Source organism: Pseudoduganella sp. GW821-FHT11H04, assembly GCF_058807935.1.
Genome location: NZ_JBXARE010000010.1, coordinates 140,810 through 157,316, shown reverse-complemented (window position 1 = coordinate 157,316; position 16,507 = coordinate 140,810). Strand labels below are relative to the sequence as shown.

Genomic DNA, 16,507 nt, shown 5'->3' with positions numbered 1-16,507 from the left:
CTCATGAAGAAGAAAACTCTGGCAGTAGTGGTAGGCCTGGCCGTCGCAATCGGCGGCGGCGCCTGGTACGCAAACAGCGGCTCGGGCGAGCAGGGCGCCGCGCAGGCGCAAGGCGGTGGCAAGGGCAAAGGCGAGCAGGGACCAACCACCGTCAACGTGGTAGCGCCGCTGCGCCAGGATGTTCCGGTAGCGCTGGCCGCCAACGGCACGGTGAGCCCGATCTCGACCGTCGACCTGCACCCGCAAACCACCAGCACCATCGTCAAAGTGCATGTGAAGGAAGGCCAGTTTGTGAAGCAGGGCGAGCTGATGTTCTCGCTCGACGCCCGCACCGAAGCGGCCAATGTCGAAAAGGCCGATGCGCAGGTGGCAAAGGACCGCGCCAGCCTGGCCGACCTGGAGCGCCAATACAAGCGAGCCCAAGAATTGCGCGGCCAGAACTTCCTGGCCCAGAGCGCCGTCGATACGCTGAAGAGCCAGGTCGATTCGGCCCGCGCCCTGCTGGAAGCCGACACTGCCGCCGCTCGCGCCAGCAAGGTGGACCAAAGCTTTACCCAAATCCGATCGCCTCTGACCGGCCGCGTCGGCGCTATCAACGTCTACCCGGGCAGCTTGGTTCAGCTGAGCACTTCGCTCACCACGGTGACCCAGCTGAACCCGATCAACGTCGCCTTCACTGTGCCTGAGTCCAGCCTGGCGGCCCTGCTCGATGCCCAGCGTGCCGGCAAGGTGGCGGTGCAAGCTTTCCAGAATAATTCGGACAAGCCCATCAATGGCCAACTCAGTTTTGTCGACAATACCGTTGACCCGGTGGCCGGCGTGATCCGCGTCAAGGCTGTGTTCGACAATGTCGACACCCGTCTGTGGCCCGGCCAGTACGTGAACACCAAGCTGACGGTCGCCACCCTGAAGGACGCGCTGGTAGTGCCACAGAACGCTATCATTACCAACACTAAGGGCACGTTTGTATACGCTGTCGCGCCGGACCAGACCGCCAAGGTGGTCAACATCAAACGCATCCACGGCTTTGGTGCACTGGCTGCAGTGACCGGCCTGAATGGCGATGAGAAAGTCATCGTGGAAGGCAAGCAGAACCTGCGCCCGGGCGCCAAGGTGCGCATCGCCGAACCGGCGGTTGCCGACAACGGCAAGGGCCACAAGAAAGGTAAGGCAGAATGAACCTGTCCGAGCTGAGTATCCGGCGCCCCGTCATGGTGGTGCTGCTCTCGCTGAGCCTGATCCTGGCCGGCGTGCTGGCCTATTCGCATATTCCAGTTGCGGCACTGCCGAGCTATAACACGCCGGTGATCAACGTCAGCGCCGACCTGCCTGGCGCCTCGCCGGAAACGATGGCGTCGTCTGTCGCGCTGCCGCTGGAAAAGCAATTCTCGACCATCGGCGGCCTGTCGATGATCACGTCCACCAGCACGCTCGGCAATACTTCGCTGACGCTGGAATTCGATCCTTCGATCAACGTCAACGAAGCGGCGGTCGATGTGCAGGCGGCGCTGCTGCGCGCCCAGCGTTCGCTACCGCAGGAAATGACGGATTTGCCGTCCTACCGCAAGGTCAACCCGGCCGATGCGCCGGTGCTGTTCGCCACCATGACTTCGCCATCGCTAAGCTTGTCCGAGCTGAACGATTACGCGGAAAACCTGGTGGCGCCTAACCTGTCCACCTTGCCTGGCGTGGCCCAGGTATCGGTCAACGGCCAGAAGCGTTTCGCGGTGCGCGTACGCGCCAAGCCGGATTTGATGAATGCGCGCAACCTCACGCTCGATGAGCTGCAAGCCGCCATCAAGGCCGCCAATGCCAATACCCCGCTCGGCACCATTGACGGTCCGAGCCAGACACTGACCATCCAGGGTAATGCCCAGCTGATGCGCGCTGCCGATTTCGCCGACCTGATCATCGCCACCCGCAATGGCCAGCCGGTCCGCCTGAAGGAAGTGGCGACGGTGGAAGACAGCTACCAGTCGATCAAATCCGCCGGCAGCTACAACAGCGAGCGCGCCATCGTGCTGCTGGTGCAGCGCCAACCGGATGCCAATACCGTGCAGGTGGTCGATGCCGTGCGCAAGCTGCTGCCGCGCTTCCGCGCGCAGTTGCCGGAGTCGGTGTCGATCAACCTGGTCAACGACCGCTCGGTGTCGATCCGCGAAGCGATCCACGACGTGAACCTGACGCTGGCGCTGACCGTGGTGCTGGTGGTACTGGTGATCTTCCTCTTCCTGCACCGCGCGGCCGCCACCTTCATCCCGGCCATCACCATGCCCATCTCGCTGCTTGGTGCACTGGCGCTGCTGTTCGGCCTGGGCTACAGCCTGGACAACGTGTCCCTGCTCGGCATTACGCTGGCGGTGGGCCTGGTGGTCGATGATGCGATCGTGGTGCTGGAAAATATCGTGCGCCATATCGAGCTGGGTAAAAAGCCTTTGCAGGCGGCCCTGGTGGGCGCCAAGGAGATGGGCTTCACCATCATCTCGATTTCGATCTCGCTGGTGGCGGTGTTCATCCCGATCTTCTTCATGCCTGGCGTGATGGGCCTGATGTTCCACGAGTTCGCCGTGGTGGTCGGTTTGTCGGTGCTGGTGTCTGCGGTTGTGTCGCTGACCCTGGTGCCTATGCTGGCCTCGCGCTTCATGCCGGCCGATTCGCATGAGACGTCGGGCGACGACACCTTTATCGGCCGTCACTTCGAACGCGCCTTCCACGCCGTGCGCGATGGCTACGCACGCACGCTGGACCTGGCGCTGCACCATCGCTTCGTGGTGCTGGGCGTTGCTTTCGGCACCTTCGCACTGACGGCCTGGCTGTATATCGCGATCCCGAAAGGCTTCTTCCCTGAGGAGGACCTGGGCCAGATCCGCGTCAATACCGAAGCCTCGGAAGATATCTCCACCTCCGCCATGCTTGAACTGCAGGAGAAGGTGGCGGCCGTGATCCAGGCCAACCCGAACATCAAGGACGTGACGTCGTTCACCGGCGGCGGCAATTCGGGACGCATGTTCCTGGTCCTGAAGCCACGTTCTGAGCGCAAGAAAATGGCCGAAGTGCTGGACAGCCTGCGCAAGGAAACCAAGAAGATCGCCGGCATCCAGGTCTACCTGAGCCCGGTGCAGAACTTGCAGCTGGGCGGCCGCCCTTCCAAGAGCCGTTACCAGTACACACTGCAATCGGTCAGCCCGGATGCGTTGAGCGACTGGGCCACCAAATTCCAGGATGCGATGCGCAGCGACAGCGACTTCCGCGACGTCACCAGCGATTCGCAGAACAAGGGCTTGCAGGCACAGCTGAAGATCGACCGCGACAAGGCGAATATGCTGGGCGTGAAGATGGCCGACGTGCGCACTGCGCTCTACCTCGCGTTCGGTGAGCGCCAGGTATCGACCATTTACTCTTCCGCCGCCAGCTACTTCGTGATCCTGGAAGCCGCGACGGAAGACCGTCAGTTCGACGATTCGCTGACCAAGATTTCGGTGCGTAACAGCGCGGGCCAGCTGGTGCAGCTGTCCAGCTTTGCCACGGTCGAACGCACCGTAGGTCCGACTGCCGTCAACCACCAGGGGCAGCTGCAGGCAATTACGATTTCCTTCAACCTGGCGCCGGATGTCCCGCTGGGCAATGCCACTGCCAAGATCGAGCAGATGGGCGTGCAAATGGGCCTGCCGGCCTCCATTATCACCAGCTACGGCGGCGATGCTGCGGTGTTCAAGGATTCCCAGAGCAGCCAGCTGATCCTGATCGTGGCGGCCTTGGGCGTGATCTATGTCCTGCTGGGCGTGCTGTATGAGAGCTATATCCACCCGCTGACTATCCTGGCCGGCTTGCCATCCGCCGCCGTGGGGGCGCTGCTGACCTTGTGGATCTTCAAGCTGGACCTGACCATGATCGCCATCATCGGCATTCTCATGCTGATCGGTATCGTGAAGAAGAACGCGATCATGATGATCGACTTCGCCTTGGTGGCGCAGCGGGAGCAGGGCAAGTCGCCGATGGATGCGATCCGTGAAGCCTGTATCCTGCGCTTCCGTCCGATCATGATGACCACCATGGCGGCCCTGATGGGCGCCTTGCCGATCGCCCTGGGCCTGGGCGCCGGCGCCGAACTGCGTCAGCCGCTGGGCCTGGCGGTGATCGGCGGCCTGCTGTTCTCGCAAGTGATCACCTTGTACATTACCCCGGTGATTTATTTGTTCCTCGATAAGTATTCCGGCACTGGCCCGATGAAGGACGAGGACCTGGATGACGGATCTGCAACAGAATTGGCGCAGCCCGTGGAGCTCAGGGCGGTTAAAGCGGCCAAACATTGATACCATGCTGGGCGGCGCTTACAACCTGTAACATTTATAAAGACGGAAAATCGGTAAGCTGCCACCCCAGTATCTTCAGTAAAAGCCACTATCTTGCACCAATACACGCATTGCCACGCCGAACTTGCGGCCCGAGACGGGCTTTGCCCGACTTGCGGCCAGCCCTGGCCGGAAGAGAAGGTGCTCGAATACGGCTCCAAAAAACCGAACCGCTGGGGCATGGCCTTTACCGTTGGCCTGCACTTGCTGGCGGTACTGATCTATTTCATCAAGCCGCATGAGAAGATCGTCCTGGGGGCGCCAGCCAAGGAAGGGGAGATGGTCTATATCTCCCCGGGCAAACCGCAGCAGCAGCCGAAGCCCAAGGCGCAACCGAAAGCCAAGCAAGCCAAGGAAACGCCGCGCTCTTCGCGCGCTTACCTGCCGCCAAACAAGAACGCGATTACTGAAATCATCAAGCCGCAGGAACAACTTGTTCCGCCGGAGCAGGCCAAACTGACGCCGCCGCCGGAAAACGCGCCTGACATGGCGACGCTGATCGAAATGCGCCGCCGCGCTCGCGGGGCTGCCGATACGCCGCAGCCTTCGCAGGAAGAAGATGCCGGCGCCACCGGCAAGGCGCGCGCCATGGCCAATATCATGGGCGCGCAGGGGCGTAATGCGAATGGCGAGCGCAATGATACGGGCGGCATGTTCCAGATCGTGAACCAGACCTTTAATGGCGCGGATATCAAGTTCAAGGGATTCAGTTCCAACTTCAAGCGCACCTGGCAGCAGCAGGTGCACGTGGACCAGGGCGCGGAGAAGGATATTGAAACGGCAATCATCAAGCGCATGATCGAGATGATCCGCAAGGAGAAGCCGGGCGACTTTATCTGGGAGTCGCACCGCCTGGCGCGCAACGTACCTATGAGCGCGCGCAAGGAGGATGAGAAGGAGTTGCAGGCGTTCTTGTTGCTGGAGTTTTTCCCGAATTATGGAAAGCTGAACCGGTAAACCAGTGCCCGACCCGCAGGGTCAGGCACTAGCCTGCGGCGGCTGCGGACTGGTGTCAGACCCCGCGGGTCTGACACCGGGTTGCCGGTTTGTTGGGTTTACCGCAATCCCACAAAAATTTCATTAAACCTGCCGTCATCCTGCCGCTATAATCGCAAAATTTGCCGATTGGAACCTGAGTTTTCGCCGCGATGAACATCACCCTGATTTCCTTTGTTGTGCTGTACCTGCTGGGCACCCTTGGCCTTGGCGTATGGGCAGGCACCCGCATCAAGAATACAACCGACTTTGCAGTGGCTGGCCGCAGCCTGCCGCTGATAATGGTGATTACGACAACTTTCGCGACCTGGTTTGGCGCGGAAACCGTGATGGGTATTCCGGCCAAGTTCGTGCAAGGCGGCCTGAACGCCATCGTGGAAGACCCGTTCGGCGCAGGCACCTGCCTGATCCTGGTCGGTATGTTCTTCGCCGCCCGCCTGTACAAGCTCAACCTGCTGACCATCGGCGACTTTTACCGCCAGCGCTTCGGCAAGGGCATCGAGGTGTTCTGCTCGGTTGCCATCATTATTTCCTACCTGGGCTGGGTAGCCGCGCAGATTACCGCCCTGGGCCTGGTGTTCTCGGTACTGACCAATGGCGCCATGTCGGAAACGGCCGGCATGATCGTCGGCACCCTGGCGGTGCTGATTTATGTGGTGATCGGCGGCTTCCTGGCGGTGGCGTGGACTGACTTTATCCAGATGATCGTGCTGGTGGTGGGCCTGTCCATCATCGCCATTTTCTCAGCCGACCTGGCCGGCGGCGCCGACAAGGTGATCGAAATGGCGTCGCAGAAGGACTTGTGGAAGTTCATGCCGCAGCCGACATTCACGGAAATGGCCATGTTCATCGGATCCGCCGTGACCATGATGCTGGGCTCCATCCCGCAGCAGGACGTGTTCCAGCGCGTGATGTCGGCCAAGGATGCAAAGACCGCGCGCCGCGGCGCCATGATTGGCGGCGCCAGCTACATCCTGTTCGCCGCGGTGCCGATGTTCATCGTTTCCTGCGCCATCATCGTGCTGGGCGACCATGGCCTGGAAATGGCCAAGAACGACTACCAGCGCCTGCTGCCAACCTTCGTGCTGACCAAGATGCCGCTGGTGATGCAGATCCTGTTCTTCGGCGCGCTGCTGTCGGCGATCAAGTCCACGTCGTCGGCGACGCTGCTGGCGCCTTCCACCAGCTTCGTTGAGAACATCCTGAAGAACCTGCGTCCAGGCATGGGCGACAAGCAGCAGCTGTTCGCGATGCGCGCCACCATCGTGGTGTTCGCGGCATCCGTGCTGCTGTATGCGATCAAGATGAACGGCACCTCGATCTATGAGCTGGTTTCCTCGGCTTACCAGATCACCTTAGTTGGCGCGTTTGTGCCGCTGGTCATGGGCCTGTACTGGAAGCGAGCCACGACCCAGGGAGCGATCTTCTCGCTGGGCGCCGGCATTGCTACCTGGCTTGTGTTCCTCCCTCAGATTTCCTCGCTCGGCACAACGTTCCCGGGGCAGCTGGCAGGCTTGCTGGCGGGCTTTATCGGCATGTTCGTCGGTTCGCTGATGCCGCAGGTGCTGCAGAATCGGCATGACGGCGTGCATCATGTCGAAGGCTTGAATGCCTGAAACCGGTAAACCAGGGTCAGACCCGCAGGGTCTGACCCTGTCTGCATAACGGCCGCGGGGTTGGTTCTGGGCTTTTGACTTTCGATGAACGTCAAAGACTTAGAACCAACCCCGCGGCCGTTGTACCGTTGAGGGTCTGAGCCTGCGGGTCAGACCCTGGCTTACCGGTTTTAACCCTTCAGCTTGCGCGCAATGTCGAGCGCGAAGTAAGTGAGGACGCCGTCGGCGCCGGCGCGCTTGAATGCCATCATCGATTCCATCATCACCTTGTCGTGATCGAGCCAGCCGTTCAGCGCGGCGGCCTTCAGCATGGCGTATTCGCCCGACACCTGGTAGGCATAGGTCGGCACCTTGAATTCATCCTTCACGCGGCGCACGATGTCCAGGTAAGGCATGCCTGGCTTGACCATCACCATGTCGGCGCCTTCGGCGATATCCAGCGCTACTTCGCGCAGGGCTTCGTCGGTATTGGCAGGGTCCATTTGGTAGGTGAACTTGTCTGCCTTGCCCAACGCCGCTGCAGAACCGACCGCATCGCGGAACGGGCCGTAGAAGGCGGACGCGTACTTGGCCGAGTAAGCCATGATGCGGGTGTGGATCAGGCCTTTGTCTTCCAGCGCCTGGCGCATCACGCCGATGCGGCCATCCATCATGTCGGACGGGCCGACGATGTCCACGCCGGCTTCGGCCTGGCACAGCGCCTGGCGCACCAGCATCTCGGTGGTTTCGTCGTTCAGGATCGAGCCCTTTTCGTCGACGGTGCCGTCCTGTCCGTGGCTGGTGTATGGGTCCAGCGCCACGTCGGTCATAATGCCAAGCTCAGGGAAATTCTTCTTCAGCGCGCGCACGGCGCGTGGAATCAGGCCTTCCGGATTGGTCGCTTCCACGCCGTCATTGGTTTTCAGCGAAGGATCGATGTTCGGGAACAGCGACAGCACAGGGATGCCCAGCTTCACGCATTCCTCGGCCACCTTCAGCAGGTTGTCGATCGAGATGCGGTCCACGCCCGGCATGGTGGTCACTGCCTCGCGGCGATTAGCGCCTTCCACCACGAAGACCGGGTAGATCAGGTCGTCGACAGTGACGGTGTTCTCGCGCATCAGGGCGCGCGAGAACGGGTCGCGGCGCATGCGGCGCATGCGGATGGCTGGAAAATCAGGAGTGATCATTCTTCGCTTTCGTCAGGAGTTGGCGCTTCGCCGTCAGCGGCGAGGCCGGCCAGCTCTTCGATCTTGGCCGTCGCTTCCTCAATGCCGATGCGCTTCAGCGCGGAAAACAGTTGCACGGTGAAGGGGAAGCCTTCGCCGTCTTCATCGACGTAGCTGTCAAGCTTGGCCTTGGCCTGGCGCAGCACGTTGATCGATTCATTGCGGTTCAGCTTGTCCGCCTTGGTCAGGATGCAGTGGATCGGTTTGCCGGTCGGGGCGAACCATTCGATCATTTGCACATCGAGTTCGGTGAACGGGCGGCGCGCGTCCATCATCAGCACCAGGGCGGCCAACTGGTCGCGGCGCTGCACGTAGTCGCCGAGCAGGCGCTGCCAGTGGTTCTTGGCGTCGCCCGAGACTTCCGCATAGCCGTAACCAGGTAAATCGGCGATCAGGCACTGCAGTTCGTCCATATTGATCGGGTCATGACGGTGCATTGCCACGTGGGCGCCGCCGATCGAGAAGAAGTTGATGTGCTGGGTGCGGCCAGGGGTCTTGGAGGCGAACGCCAGGCCCTTCTGGTTGCACAGGATGTTAATTGCGGTGGACTTGCCAGCGTTGGACCGGCCCGCAAAGGCGATCTCTGGCACCGACGTGCGCGGCAGGTCGCGCAGGTGGTTAACGGTGGTGAAAAAGCGGGCTTGCCAGAGTTTAGACATGGGGAAAGCAACAAAAAGGGGGCAAAAAAGCAGGAAAGCTATTGTACAATAAGGGGTTACGAATTGTTGCCATGCTATATTGCAACGATTCCTCTATCACTAATAACTTAATCTGTCCCAGGGTGTCTGAATGAATCGTGCGTTTTCGCCATTTGTAAAATCCTTGTTCGTCGCAATGCTGGCTGTTTCCGGTGTAGCTTCCGCCAACGAAGCACACGCTCCTGCCGCTGCCAAGGCTGATCCGGCCAAAGGCGCCACCCTGTACGCAGAAGGCGATAACGCGCGCGGTATTCCAGCTTGCGTATCCTGCCACGGCGCCAAGGGCGCATCGACCATCACCGTCAACCCTAAACTGGGTGGCCAGGGCGAAGCCTACGTCTACAAGCAACTGGTGGCCTTCACCACCGACGCGCGTCCAGGCACCGTCATGACCGCATTCGCCAAGGCCCTGACCGAAGAAGAAAAGAAAAACGTCGCTGCTTACCTGAACACCGAAGCAAGCAAGGCCGGCGCTGCCAAGAACAAAGATACCATCGAACTGGGTAAGAAGATCTACCGCGGCGGCATCGCTGAAAACCGCGTGCCTGCCTGCGCATCCTGCCACGGCCCAGCCGGCGCCGGCATGCCTGCCATGTACCCACGCGTGGGCGGCCAGCACCAGGACTACACCGCTGCCACCCTGAAAGCGTTCAAGGCCGGCACCCGCAAGTCCAGCGCAGAAATGCAAGCTATCGCTTACCGTATGTCCGACAAGGAAATCGAAGCGGTTGCCGACTACATGGCAGGCTTGAAGTAATTGTGATGCACCGCCCGCAGCAAGGGCGGTACTGGACATGAAAAGGGCGGCCGCGCAAGCAGGCTGCCCTTTTTGTTGTTAATCTCCTGATTTTTTGCCTGAGTAATGAGCGACGCACCATCCACTTCCGGAATCCAGCTGCGCAACCGGCGCGGCCCAGTGGCAGAAACCGTCGAGCTGCTGTCGTCGATGCGTTTCGCGATTGCTTTGTTCGTGGTGATCATCCTCGCCGCGATCATCGGCACCATCGTGCAGCAAAGCCAGCCGATGCCGAACTACATCAACCAGTTCGGGCCATTCTGGTTCGAGGTCTTCAATAAGCTGCAGCTGTACGCGATCTACTCATCCTGGTGGTTCGTTTCCATGTGCGCCTTGCTGGTCGTGTCGACTTCGCTGTGCGTGGTGCACAACACGCCGAAGATGCTGAAGGATATGCGCAGCTGGCGCGAGAAGGTGCGCGAGGCTTCGCTCAATAATTTCCACCACAAGAGCCACTGGCAGTCACCTGTGACGCGCGATCAGCTGGCGGTCCAGACCGCGCAGCGCCTGGGCCACGCGGGCTATGCAGCCAAGATCGTGGAGAAGGACGGCGCCGTCCTGGTGACGGCCAAACGCGGTGCCGGCAACAAGTTCGGCTACATCTTTGCGCACAGCGCGATCGTGATCATCCTGATCGGTGGCATGCTCGACTCCGACTTGCCGATCCGCTTCCAGCAATGGGTGCTGGGCAAGTCCGCCTTCGCAGGCACCGGCCTGATCTCCGACATCCCCGCCAAGCACCGCCTGGGCGTCCACAACCCGACCTACCGTGGCAACATCGCGCTGCCGGAGGGAACTAGCGGCAATACTGCGATCCTGCAGCGCCCGGACGGCGTGCTGGTGCAAGACCTGCCGTTCTCGATCCAGCTGAAGAAATTCGTTATCGACTTCTACAGCACTGGCATGCCGAAACTGTTCGCCAGCCACGTGACCGTGCGCTCCAACGAAACCGGCAAGACCATGGATGCCGTGGTCGAAGTGAACAAGCCGCTGATCTTTGAAGGCGTTGCGATTTACCAGTCTTCGTTTGAAGACGGCGGCACCAAACTGAAACTGGTCGGCTATCCGATGAAGGGTACCGGCAACGGAACGTTCAGCTTCACGGGTGAAGTGAATAGCACCACCAAGCTGAGCGAAGACTATACGGTGGAGTGGACCGACTTCCGCCCCTTCAACGTGGAGAACATCGGCAACCAGGATGCGCGCGCCGTGACCAAGGGCGAGAACCTGAACGACTCCTTCGCCCGCAGCCTGGACAAGCAACTCGGTTCCGCCGCCAAGACCGCCCACAACAAGGACCTGAAGAACGTCGGCCCGTCGGTGCAGTACAAGCTGCGCGACAAGAACGGCCAGGCGCGCGAATTCCAGAACTATATGCAGCCGGTGACGATCGAAGGCGACACCGTCTTCCTCGCTGGCGTGCGCGCCAATCCGTCCGATCCGTTCAGCTTCCTGCGCATCCCGGCCGACGATGAGCACAGCGTGCGCGAGTGGATGCGCCTGCGCGCCGCCGTGCAGGATCCTGCGCTGCGCCAGAAAGCCGCCGCGCGCTATGCGGCGCAAGCCATGCCGCAATCGAAGGCCGGCGACGTCCTGCGTACGCAGTTGGAAGCATCCGCGCTGAAGGGCATGGAGATCTTTGCCGGCGACGTTAATGGCGCTGGCTTCTTCGCCATCAGCCGCTTCCTGGAGAAGGTGCCGCAGGCGGAGCAGACCAAGGCCGCTGAAATCTTCCTGAAGATCCTGAATGGCACGATGTGGGAGCTGTGGCAGGCAGCCCGCGAGAAGGATGGCAAGCCGGCCGCCGCAATGGACGAGACCCACGGCCGCTTCCTGCAACTGGCCACCAATGCGCTGTCGGACAGCTTCTTCTACGGCGCTCCGGTCTACCTGCAGCTGGACGAATATATCGAAGTGAAGGCATCGGTATTCCAGGTGACCCGTTCGCCGGGCAAGACCGTTGTGTATATTGGATGCCTGTTCCTGGTGCTGGGCGTGTTCGCGATGTTCTATATCCGCGAGCGCCGTGTCTGGGTATGGATCAAAGATGGTGAAGGCGGTGCCGAGGCCCTGATGGCCATGAGCACCCAGCGCAAGACGCTGGACTTCGAGAGAGAATTCAAGGAACTCAAGGAAAAACTGCCGCAATCGGCGTAAGCTGTTGCCAGGTTTTGGAGAAAGCTATGGAAGCAACACAAATCTATGCCCAGCAGCCGGGCTATTTCAAGCGCCTTGGCGCGTTTGACTGGCTGTTCGCCCTGGTCCTGTGCGCAGGTGCACTATACGCGTTCAATCGCTTCGGCGCCTATATGGACGTCTACGAGAAAGGCATCCTGCTCGCCTCCGCGCCGGCCTTTGCCGCGCTGGGCTTCTACTGGAAGCCGTTGCGCTGGCTGATGCCGTTGACCTTTGCGCTGGCGCTGGCGGGCGTCGCCATGTATGGCGGCGAGCTGTCCTCGGCCGATTCCCGTTTCTGGCTCAAGTACATGCTGTCGAGCCAGTCGGCGATTCTGTGGATGAGCACCTTGTTCTTCCTGTCGACCCTGTTTTACTGGGGCGGCATGTTTACCCGTTCCTCGCTGGGCGGCGCGGCAGGTTCGATCCTGTGCTGGGCGGCCGTGGTGCTGGGCGCGACCGGCATGCTTGTGCGCTGGTACGAGTCTTACCTGATCGGTACCGATATCGGCCACATACCGATCTCGAACTTGTACGAAGTGTTCGTGCTGTTCTCGCTGATCACGGCCATGTTCTACCTCTATTACGAAGAGCACTACGCCACGCGCGCGCTGGGCCCGTTCGTGCTGCTGGTGATTTCGGCGGCGGTCGGCTTCCTGCTGTGGTACACGGTGGCGCGCGGCGCTTCCGAAATCCAACCGCTGGTACCGGCGCTGAAGAGCTGGTGGATGAAGATCCACGTGCCGGCCAACTTCATCGGCTACGGCACTTTTGCACTGGCCTCGATGGTGGCCTGGGCTTACCTGCTCAAATATGAAGATTCGCGCACGCTGTGGCTGGCGCTGGTGGTGGCGCCGATCGCCATCGTGGCGGCGGCCTTTCTGATCGCCTTCATCGCCGGTGCGGAAGCCTCCACCACTGCGGCGATCGGCCAGATCAGCATGAAGGTCGGCGTGCTGGTCGCGCTGTTCGCCGTGACCAACCTGGTGCGCGGCTCCTTCTCCGACCGCCTGCCTAGTGGCGAAGTGCTGGAAGACGTGATGTACAAGGCGATTTCGATCGGCTTCGCCTTCTTCACCATCGCCACCATTCTCGGCGCCCTGTGGGCGGCGGAAGCCTGGGGCGGCTACTGGTCCTGGGACCCGAAAGAAACCTGGGCCCTGATCGTCTGGCTGAACTACGCAGCTTGGCTGCATATGCGCTTAATGTCCGGCCTGCGCGGCAAGGCGTCGGCCTGGTGGGCCGTGGTCGGCCTCGTGGTCACCACCTTCGCCTTCCTGGGCGTAAACATGTTCCTCTCCGGCCTGCATTCCTACGGCAAGCTGTAATTCCCCTCCTCAATGCGCAATGATCTCGGCCTTTTGGTCGAGGTCTTGGCACGCCTGTAACTTTCAAAAGTGTTGTATTTTTTTCTTTGAAGATTGCAAATTGCAACTAATCAATTGACGCGATTGTAAGGAATTGTAAGAATTTGCAACGGGCGATGGTGGGGATAAGCAGTAAATAATATTCGCTCAAATTCGAAATGCACCAAATACAACTCAGGAGTGTTTATGAAAGTTCACGCAACGGTGTTACGTCGCACCGCTGTCGCGCTGGCCGTGAGTCTCGCGGTTTCGAGCGTTGCTTACGCGCAAAGTTCGGAAGGTTCCATTTTCGGCAAAGCCCAACCGGGCGCCAAAGTCACCATTACCAGCGCCGAAACCGGCTTTGAGCGCACCATTACGGTGGACGCTTCGGGCGCATTTACGGCCGCTAAGCTGCAACCGGGTAATTACAAAGTAGTTTCGAACGGTGTGACGCGCGACATCACCGTGGCCATCGGCTCTGGTTCCGGCGTGAATCTGACCAGCTCAGCTGAGCCGGAAATGGCTGGCCGCGTCACGATTCGTGGCGTCCGTAGCGCGATTGACGTTTCCAGCGTCGAGACCAACACCGTGTTTACCGCCGAACAATTGCAGGCACTCCCAGTGATGCGCGACGTGAACGCAGTCGCCACCCTGGCTCCAGGCGTGCTCAAAGGCGACTCCGACCTCGGAGCCGGTAACCTGCCGGCCTTCGCGGGCGCTTCCGTGGCAGAAAATGGCTACTACATCAACGGTTTCGATGTCACCAACATCCGTAACTTCCTCTCCTACTCGCAACTGCCGTTTGATGCCATCGGCGCACAGCAAGTAAAGTCCGGTGGCTACGGCGCCGAATACGGCCGCTCGCTGGGCGGCGTGGTGTCGCTGGTAACCAAGCGCGGTACCAATGACTGGAAGTTCGGCGGTGCGATCTACACCGAACCGGAAAGCCTGCGCGCCAAATCGCGCGATGTGCTGGACAAAAACTATGCCGCAGCGATCGCCGCCGGCGAAGAGACCAGCGATTCCAAGTACACGCTGTTCCAGCGCGCTAACCGCACGAACGAGACCGCATACGATGTGTATGCGGGCGGCCCGCTGATCAAGGACAAGCTGTTCATGTTCGCGATCCTGGAGGGCAAACACAACACCCGTGACGTGTACCAGCAGAACAAGAGCTATGCCTCGACCAACAATCAGCCAAATGGCATGATTAAGCTGGACTTCACGCCAACCGACGATCATCGTTTCGAGTTCACCGGTCTGACCCACAAGCGCAAGGTTAAGTACACCGACTACCCAGTCAACGATGAAAATCGCCAGTATCTGACCACCCATACCGGCACCCCTGAGGACAGCGAACTGCGCGGCGGTGGCCATACCCTGATCGGAAAATACACCGGCTACCTGACCGACAACCTCACCGTCTCCGCTCTGATCGGCCGAGTAAAAGAAAAGACCGACAAGACCACCGGCGCCCGTACCGCAAACGAGTCCTGCCCGACCGTGTACGACCCATCGGTTAATCTGCTGGGCTGCTGGAAAGAGCCGTTCGCCACCCCGGTACGCGACCCATCCGCACCGGACGATCTGGACGAGCGCAAGGCTTTCCGTCTCGACGCCGAATACGTGCTGGGCGACCATACCATCCGCGGTGGTATCGACAACCAGAAATTCAGCTCGACCGCAGCTGGTTCTTCGTCGTACTCAGGTGGCGTGTACTGGCGCTACCTGGTTTCGTCCACTGGCACCATTAACGGCGTGCCAAACTCAGTGGCACCTGGCACCGTCTACGTGCGTAAGCGTACTTCCCTGTCCACCTCCGGTACCTTCGATGTCAACAACGAAGCCTACTACATCGAAGACAGCTGGAAGATGACCAAGAACTGGTTGCTGTACGGTGGCCTGCGTTGGGAGTCGTTCGATAACAAGAACTCAGACGGCAAGTCCTTCGTAAAAGCTGACAACCAGCTGGCGCCGCGCCTGGGCTTCGCCTGGGACGTGAACGGCAATTCGACCATGAAGTTGTTTGGTAACGTCGGCCGCTACTTCATTCCAGTGGCTGCCAACACCAACATCCGTGCAACCCGCGGCGAAGAATCGACCGAATCGTTCTACACCTTCGCTGGTCGCGATCCTGTCACCTTTGCTCCAACCGGCCTGTCTGCTCCAATTGGCGTGTCGAAAGTCACTGGCAGCCTGACTCCGCCGAATCCAGCGACCGTGTCCAGCACGAGCCTGAAGCCAATGTCGCAGGATGAGTACATCCTGGGCGGCCAATGGCAAGTCGTGAAGGGCTGGGACATGGGCCTGCGCGGTATCTACCGCAAGGTCAATGACGGCATGGACGACTACTGCTCGCACGCCGGCTTCAAGCAGTGGGCAACCGATAATGGCTACCCGAACTTCAAGGTGAGCTCCATGGCCACCTGCATCATGGTGAACCCGGGTAACGACGTAAGCCTGCAGATGGACGTCAACAACGACGGCAAGCTGAAAGACGTAACCGTTCCGAACAGCTACATCGGCCTGGCCAAGTACACCCGTACCTACAAGGCACTGGAACTGACCCTGGATCACCCGTTCAACGGCCAGTGGGGCGCGAACGTGTCCTACGTGCTGTCCAAGTCCAAGGGTACTGCTGAAGGCTACGTGAACTCGATCATCAACCAGGAAGATGCTGGCGTATCCCAGGACTTCGACTTCCCTTCGCTGACCAAGGGCACCGATGGCTACCTGCCAGGCGATCGCCGCCATGTGATCAAGGCATACGGCCTGTACCAGTTGACCGAAAATCTGCGCATGGGTTTCAACGCACAGATCGCTTCCGGCCGTCCGATCAGCTGCATTGGCTATGTGCCATGGAACGCGCCTGACTACGCTGATGCCGCCAACTACGGCACCGCATCGTCGTACTACTGCGTGAACGATCAGGGCGTGAGCGAACTGCACCAGCGTGGTACCTTCGGCCGTACGCCATGGACCACCACTCTGGACATGAACTTGGCATACATCACCAAGTTCGGCCAAAACAAGCTGACCTTCCAGATCGACGTGTTCAATATCCTGAACCGCCATACCGTGGGTGAAGTGCAGGAGCGCCGCGACTACAGCCGTGCAACCGTTTCAAAAGACGAAGGCAAGGCAAACCTGAATTGGCTGAGCCCAACTTCGTTCCAGGAGCCACGCAGCGTGCGACTGACTGCTCGTTACGAGTACTGATCGTTTATATTGGTTACCTAAAGTTCCGCCCGGTTCGCCGGGCGGTTTTTTTTGTGCCTACGCATTTAATATCGGCTTCAGCAAACTGGTGTAAGGTT

General features: G+C 60.1%; 10 protein-coding genes. 8 read left to right on the top strand and 2 right to left on the bottom strand.

Annotation, left to right across the window (positions count from 1 at the left end):
• Positions 1 to 3 precede the first annotated feature (3 nt).
• The 4 genes from AC1RTP_RS20835 (at position 4) to AC1RTP_RS20820 (ending at position 6,964) form a co-directional block, all read left to right on the top strand.
• Positions 4 to 1,179: an efflux RND transporter periplasmic adaptor subunit gene (locus AC1RTP_RS20835; RefSeq protein ID WP_498610096.1), complete on the top strand. Its 1,176-nt coding sequence runs from the start codon at positions 4 to 6 to the stop codon at positions 1,177 to 1,179.
• Positions 1,176 to 4,313, top strand: a complete 3,138-nt coding sequence (locus AC1RTP_RS20830) for an efflux RND transporter permease subunit (protein ID WP_498610094.1) — start codon at positions 1,176 to 1,178, stop codon at positions 4,311 to 4,313. The genes AC1RTP_RS20835 and AC1RTP_RS20830 overlap by 4 nt, the downstream gene beginning before the upstream one ends.
• Positions 4,314 to 4,406: 93 nt before the next feature.
• Positions 4,407 to 5,309, top strand: a complete 903-nt coding sequence (locus AC1RTP_RS20825; protein ID WP_498610093.1) for a hypothetical protein — start codon at positions 4,407 to 4,409, stop codon at positions 5,307 to 5,309.
• A 191-nt stretch (positions 5,310 to 5,500) separates the two neighbouring features.
• The gene (locus AC1RTP_RS20820) at positions 5,501 to 6,964 is read left to right on the top strand and encodes a high affinity choline transporter 1 (RefSeq protein WP_498610091.1); all 1,464 of its coding nucleotides are present in this window, start codon (positions 5,501 to 5,503) and stop codon (positions 6,962 to 6,964) included.
• 170 nt (positions 6,965 to 7,134) lie between these two features.
• Here the strand turns inward: AC1RTP_RS20820 and hemB are convergent, their stop codons facing one another.
• The gene (gene hemB, locus AC1RTP_RS20815) at positions 7,135 to 8,133 is read right to left on the bottom strand and encodes a porphobilinogen synthase (RefSeq protein ID WP_498610089.1); all 999 of its coding nucleotides are present in this window, start codon (positions 8,131 to 8,133) and stop codon (positions 7,135 to 7,137) included.
• Positions 8,130 to 8,831, bottom strand: a complete 702-nt coding sequence (gene yihA, locus AC1RTP_RS20810; RefSeq protein WP_498610088.1) for a ribosome biogenesis GTP-binding protein YihA/YsxC — start codon at positions 8,829 to 8,831, stop codon at positions 8,130 to 8,132. The genes hemB and yihA overlap by 4 nt, the downstream gene beginning before the upstream one ends.
• A gap of 130 nt (positions 8,832 to 8,961) precedes the next feature.
• Between yihA and AC1RTP_RS20805 the strand changes: the two genes are divergently transcribed.
• From AC1RTP_RS20805 to AC1RTP_RS20790, 4 genes are all read left to right on the top strand, one after another.
• Positions 8,962 to 9,627, top strand: coding sequence for a c-type cytochrome (locus AC1RTP_RS20805; RefSeq protein ID WP_498610086.1), 666 nt, complete (start codon positions 8,962 to 8,964; stop codon positions 9,625 to 9,627).
• A 105-nt stretch (positions 9,628 to 9,732) separates the two neighbouring features.
• Positions 9,733 to 11,823, top strand: coding sequence for a cytochrome c biogenesis protein ResB (locus AC1RTP_RS20800; protein ID WP_498610084.1), 2,091 nt, complete (start codon positions 9,733 to 9,735; stop codon positions 11,821 to 11,823).
• A 26-nt stretch (positions 11,824 to 11,849) separates the two neighbouring features.
• Positions 11,850 to 13,169: a c-type cytochrome biogenesis protein CcsB gene (gene ccsB / locus AC1RTP_RS20795; protein ID WP_498610083.1), complete on the top strand. Its 1,320-nt coding sequence runs from the start codon at positions 11,850 to 11,852 to the stop codon at positions 13,167 to 13,169.
• 225 nt (positions 13,170 to 13,394) lie between these two features.
• A complete protein-coding gene (locus AC1RTP_RS20790) occupies positions 13,395 to 16,409 on the top strand; it encodes a TonB-dependent receptor (RefSeq protein WP_498610081.1) in 3,015 nt (1,004 codons plus the stop codon).
• Positions 16,410 to 16,507: the final 98 nt, after the last annotated feature.

Excerpts from the sequence above, each read along its gene's own strand:
- yihA (WP_498610088.1), bottom strand. The coding sequence starts at position 8,831 with ATGTCTAAACTCTGGCAAGCCCGCTTTTTCACCACCGTTAACCACCTG.
- AC1RTP_RS20790 (WP_498610081.1), top strand. The coding sequence starts at position 13,395 with ATGAAAGTTCACGCAACGGTGTTACGTCGCACCGCTGTCGCGCTGGCC.
- AC1RTP_RS20820 (WP_498610091.1), top strand. The coding sequence starts at position 5,501 with ATGAACATCACCCTGATTTCCTTTGTTGTGCTGTACCTGCTGGGCACC.
- AC1RTP_RS20805 (WP_498610086.1), top strand. The coding sequence starts at position 8,962 with ATGAATCGTGCGTTTTCGCCATTTGTAAAATCCTTGTTCGTCGCAATG.
- AC1RTP_RS20830 (WP_498610094.1), top strand. The coding sequence starts at position 1,176 with ATGAACCTGTCCGAGCTGAGTATCCGGCGCCCCGTCATGGTGGTGCTG.
- AC1RTP_RS20800 (WP_498610084.1), top strand. The coding sequence starts at position 9,733 with ATGAGCGACGCACCATCCACTTCCGGAATCCAGCTGCGCAACCGGCGC.
- hemB (WP_498610089.1), bottom strand. The coding sequence starts at position 8,133 with ATGATCACTCCTGATTTTCCAGCCATCCGCATGCGCCGCATGCGCCGC.
- ccsB (WP_498610083.1), top strand. The coding sequence starts at position 11,850 with ATGGAAGCAACACAAATCTATGCCCAGCAGCCGGGCTATTTCAAGCGC.
- AC1RTP_RS20835 (WP_498610096.1), top strand. The coding sequence starts at position 4 with ATGAAGAAGAAAACTCTGGCAGTAGTGGTAGGCCTGGCCGTCGCAATC.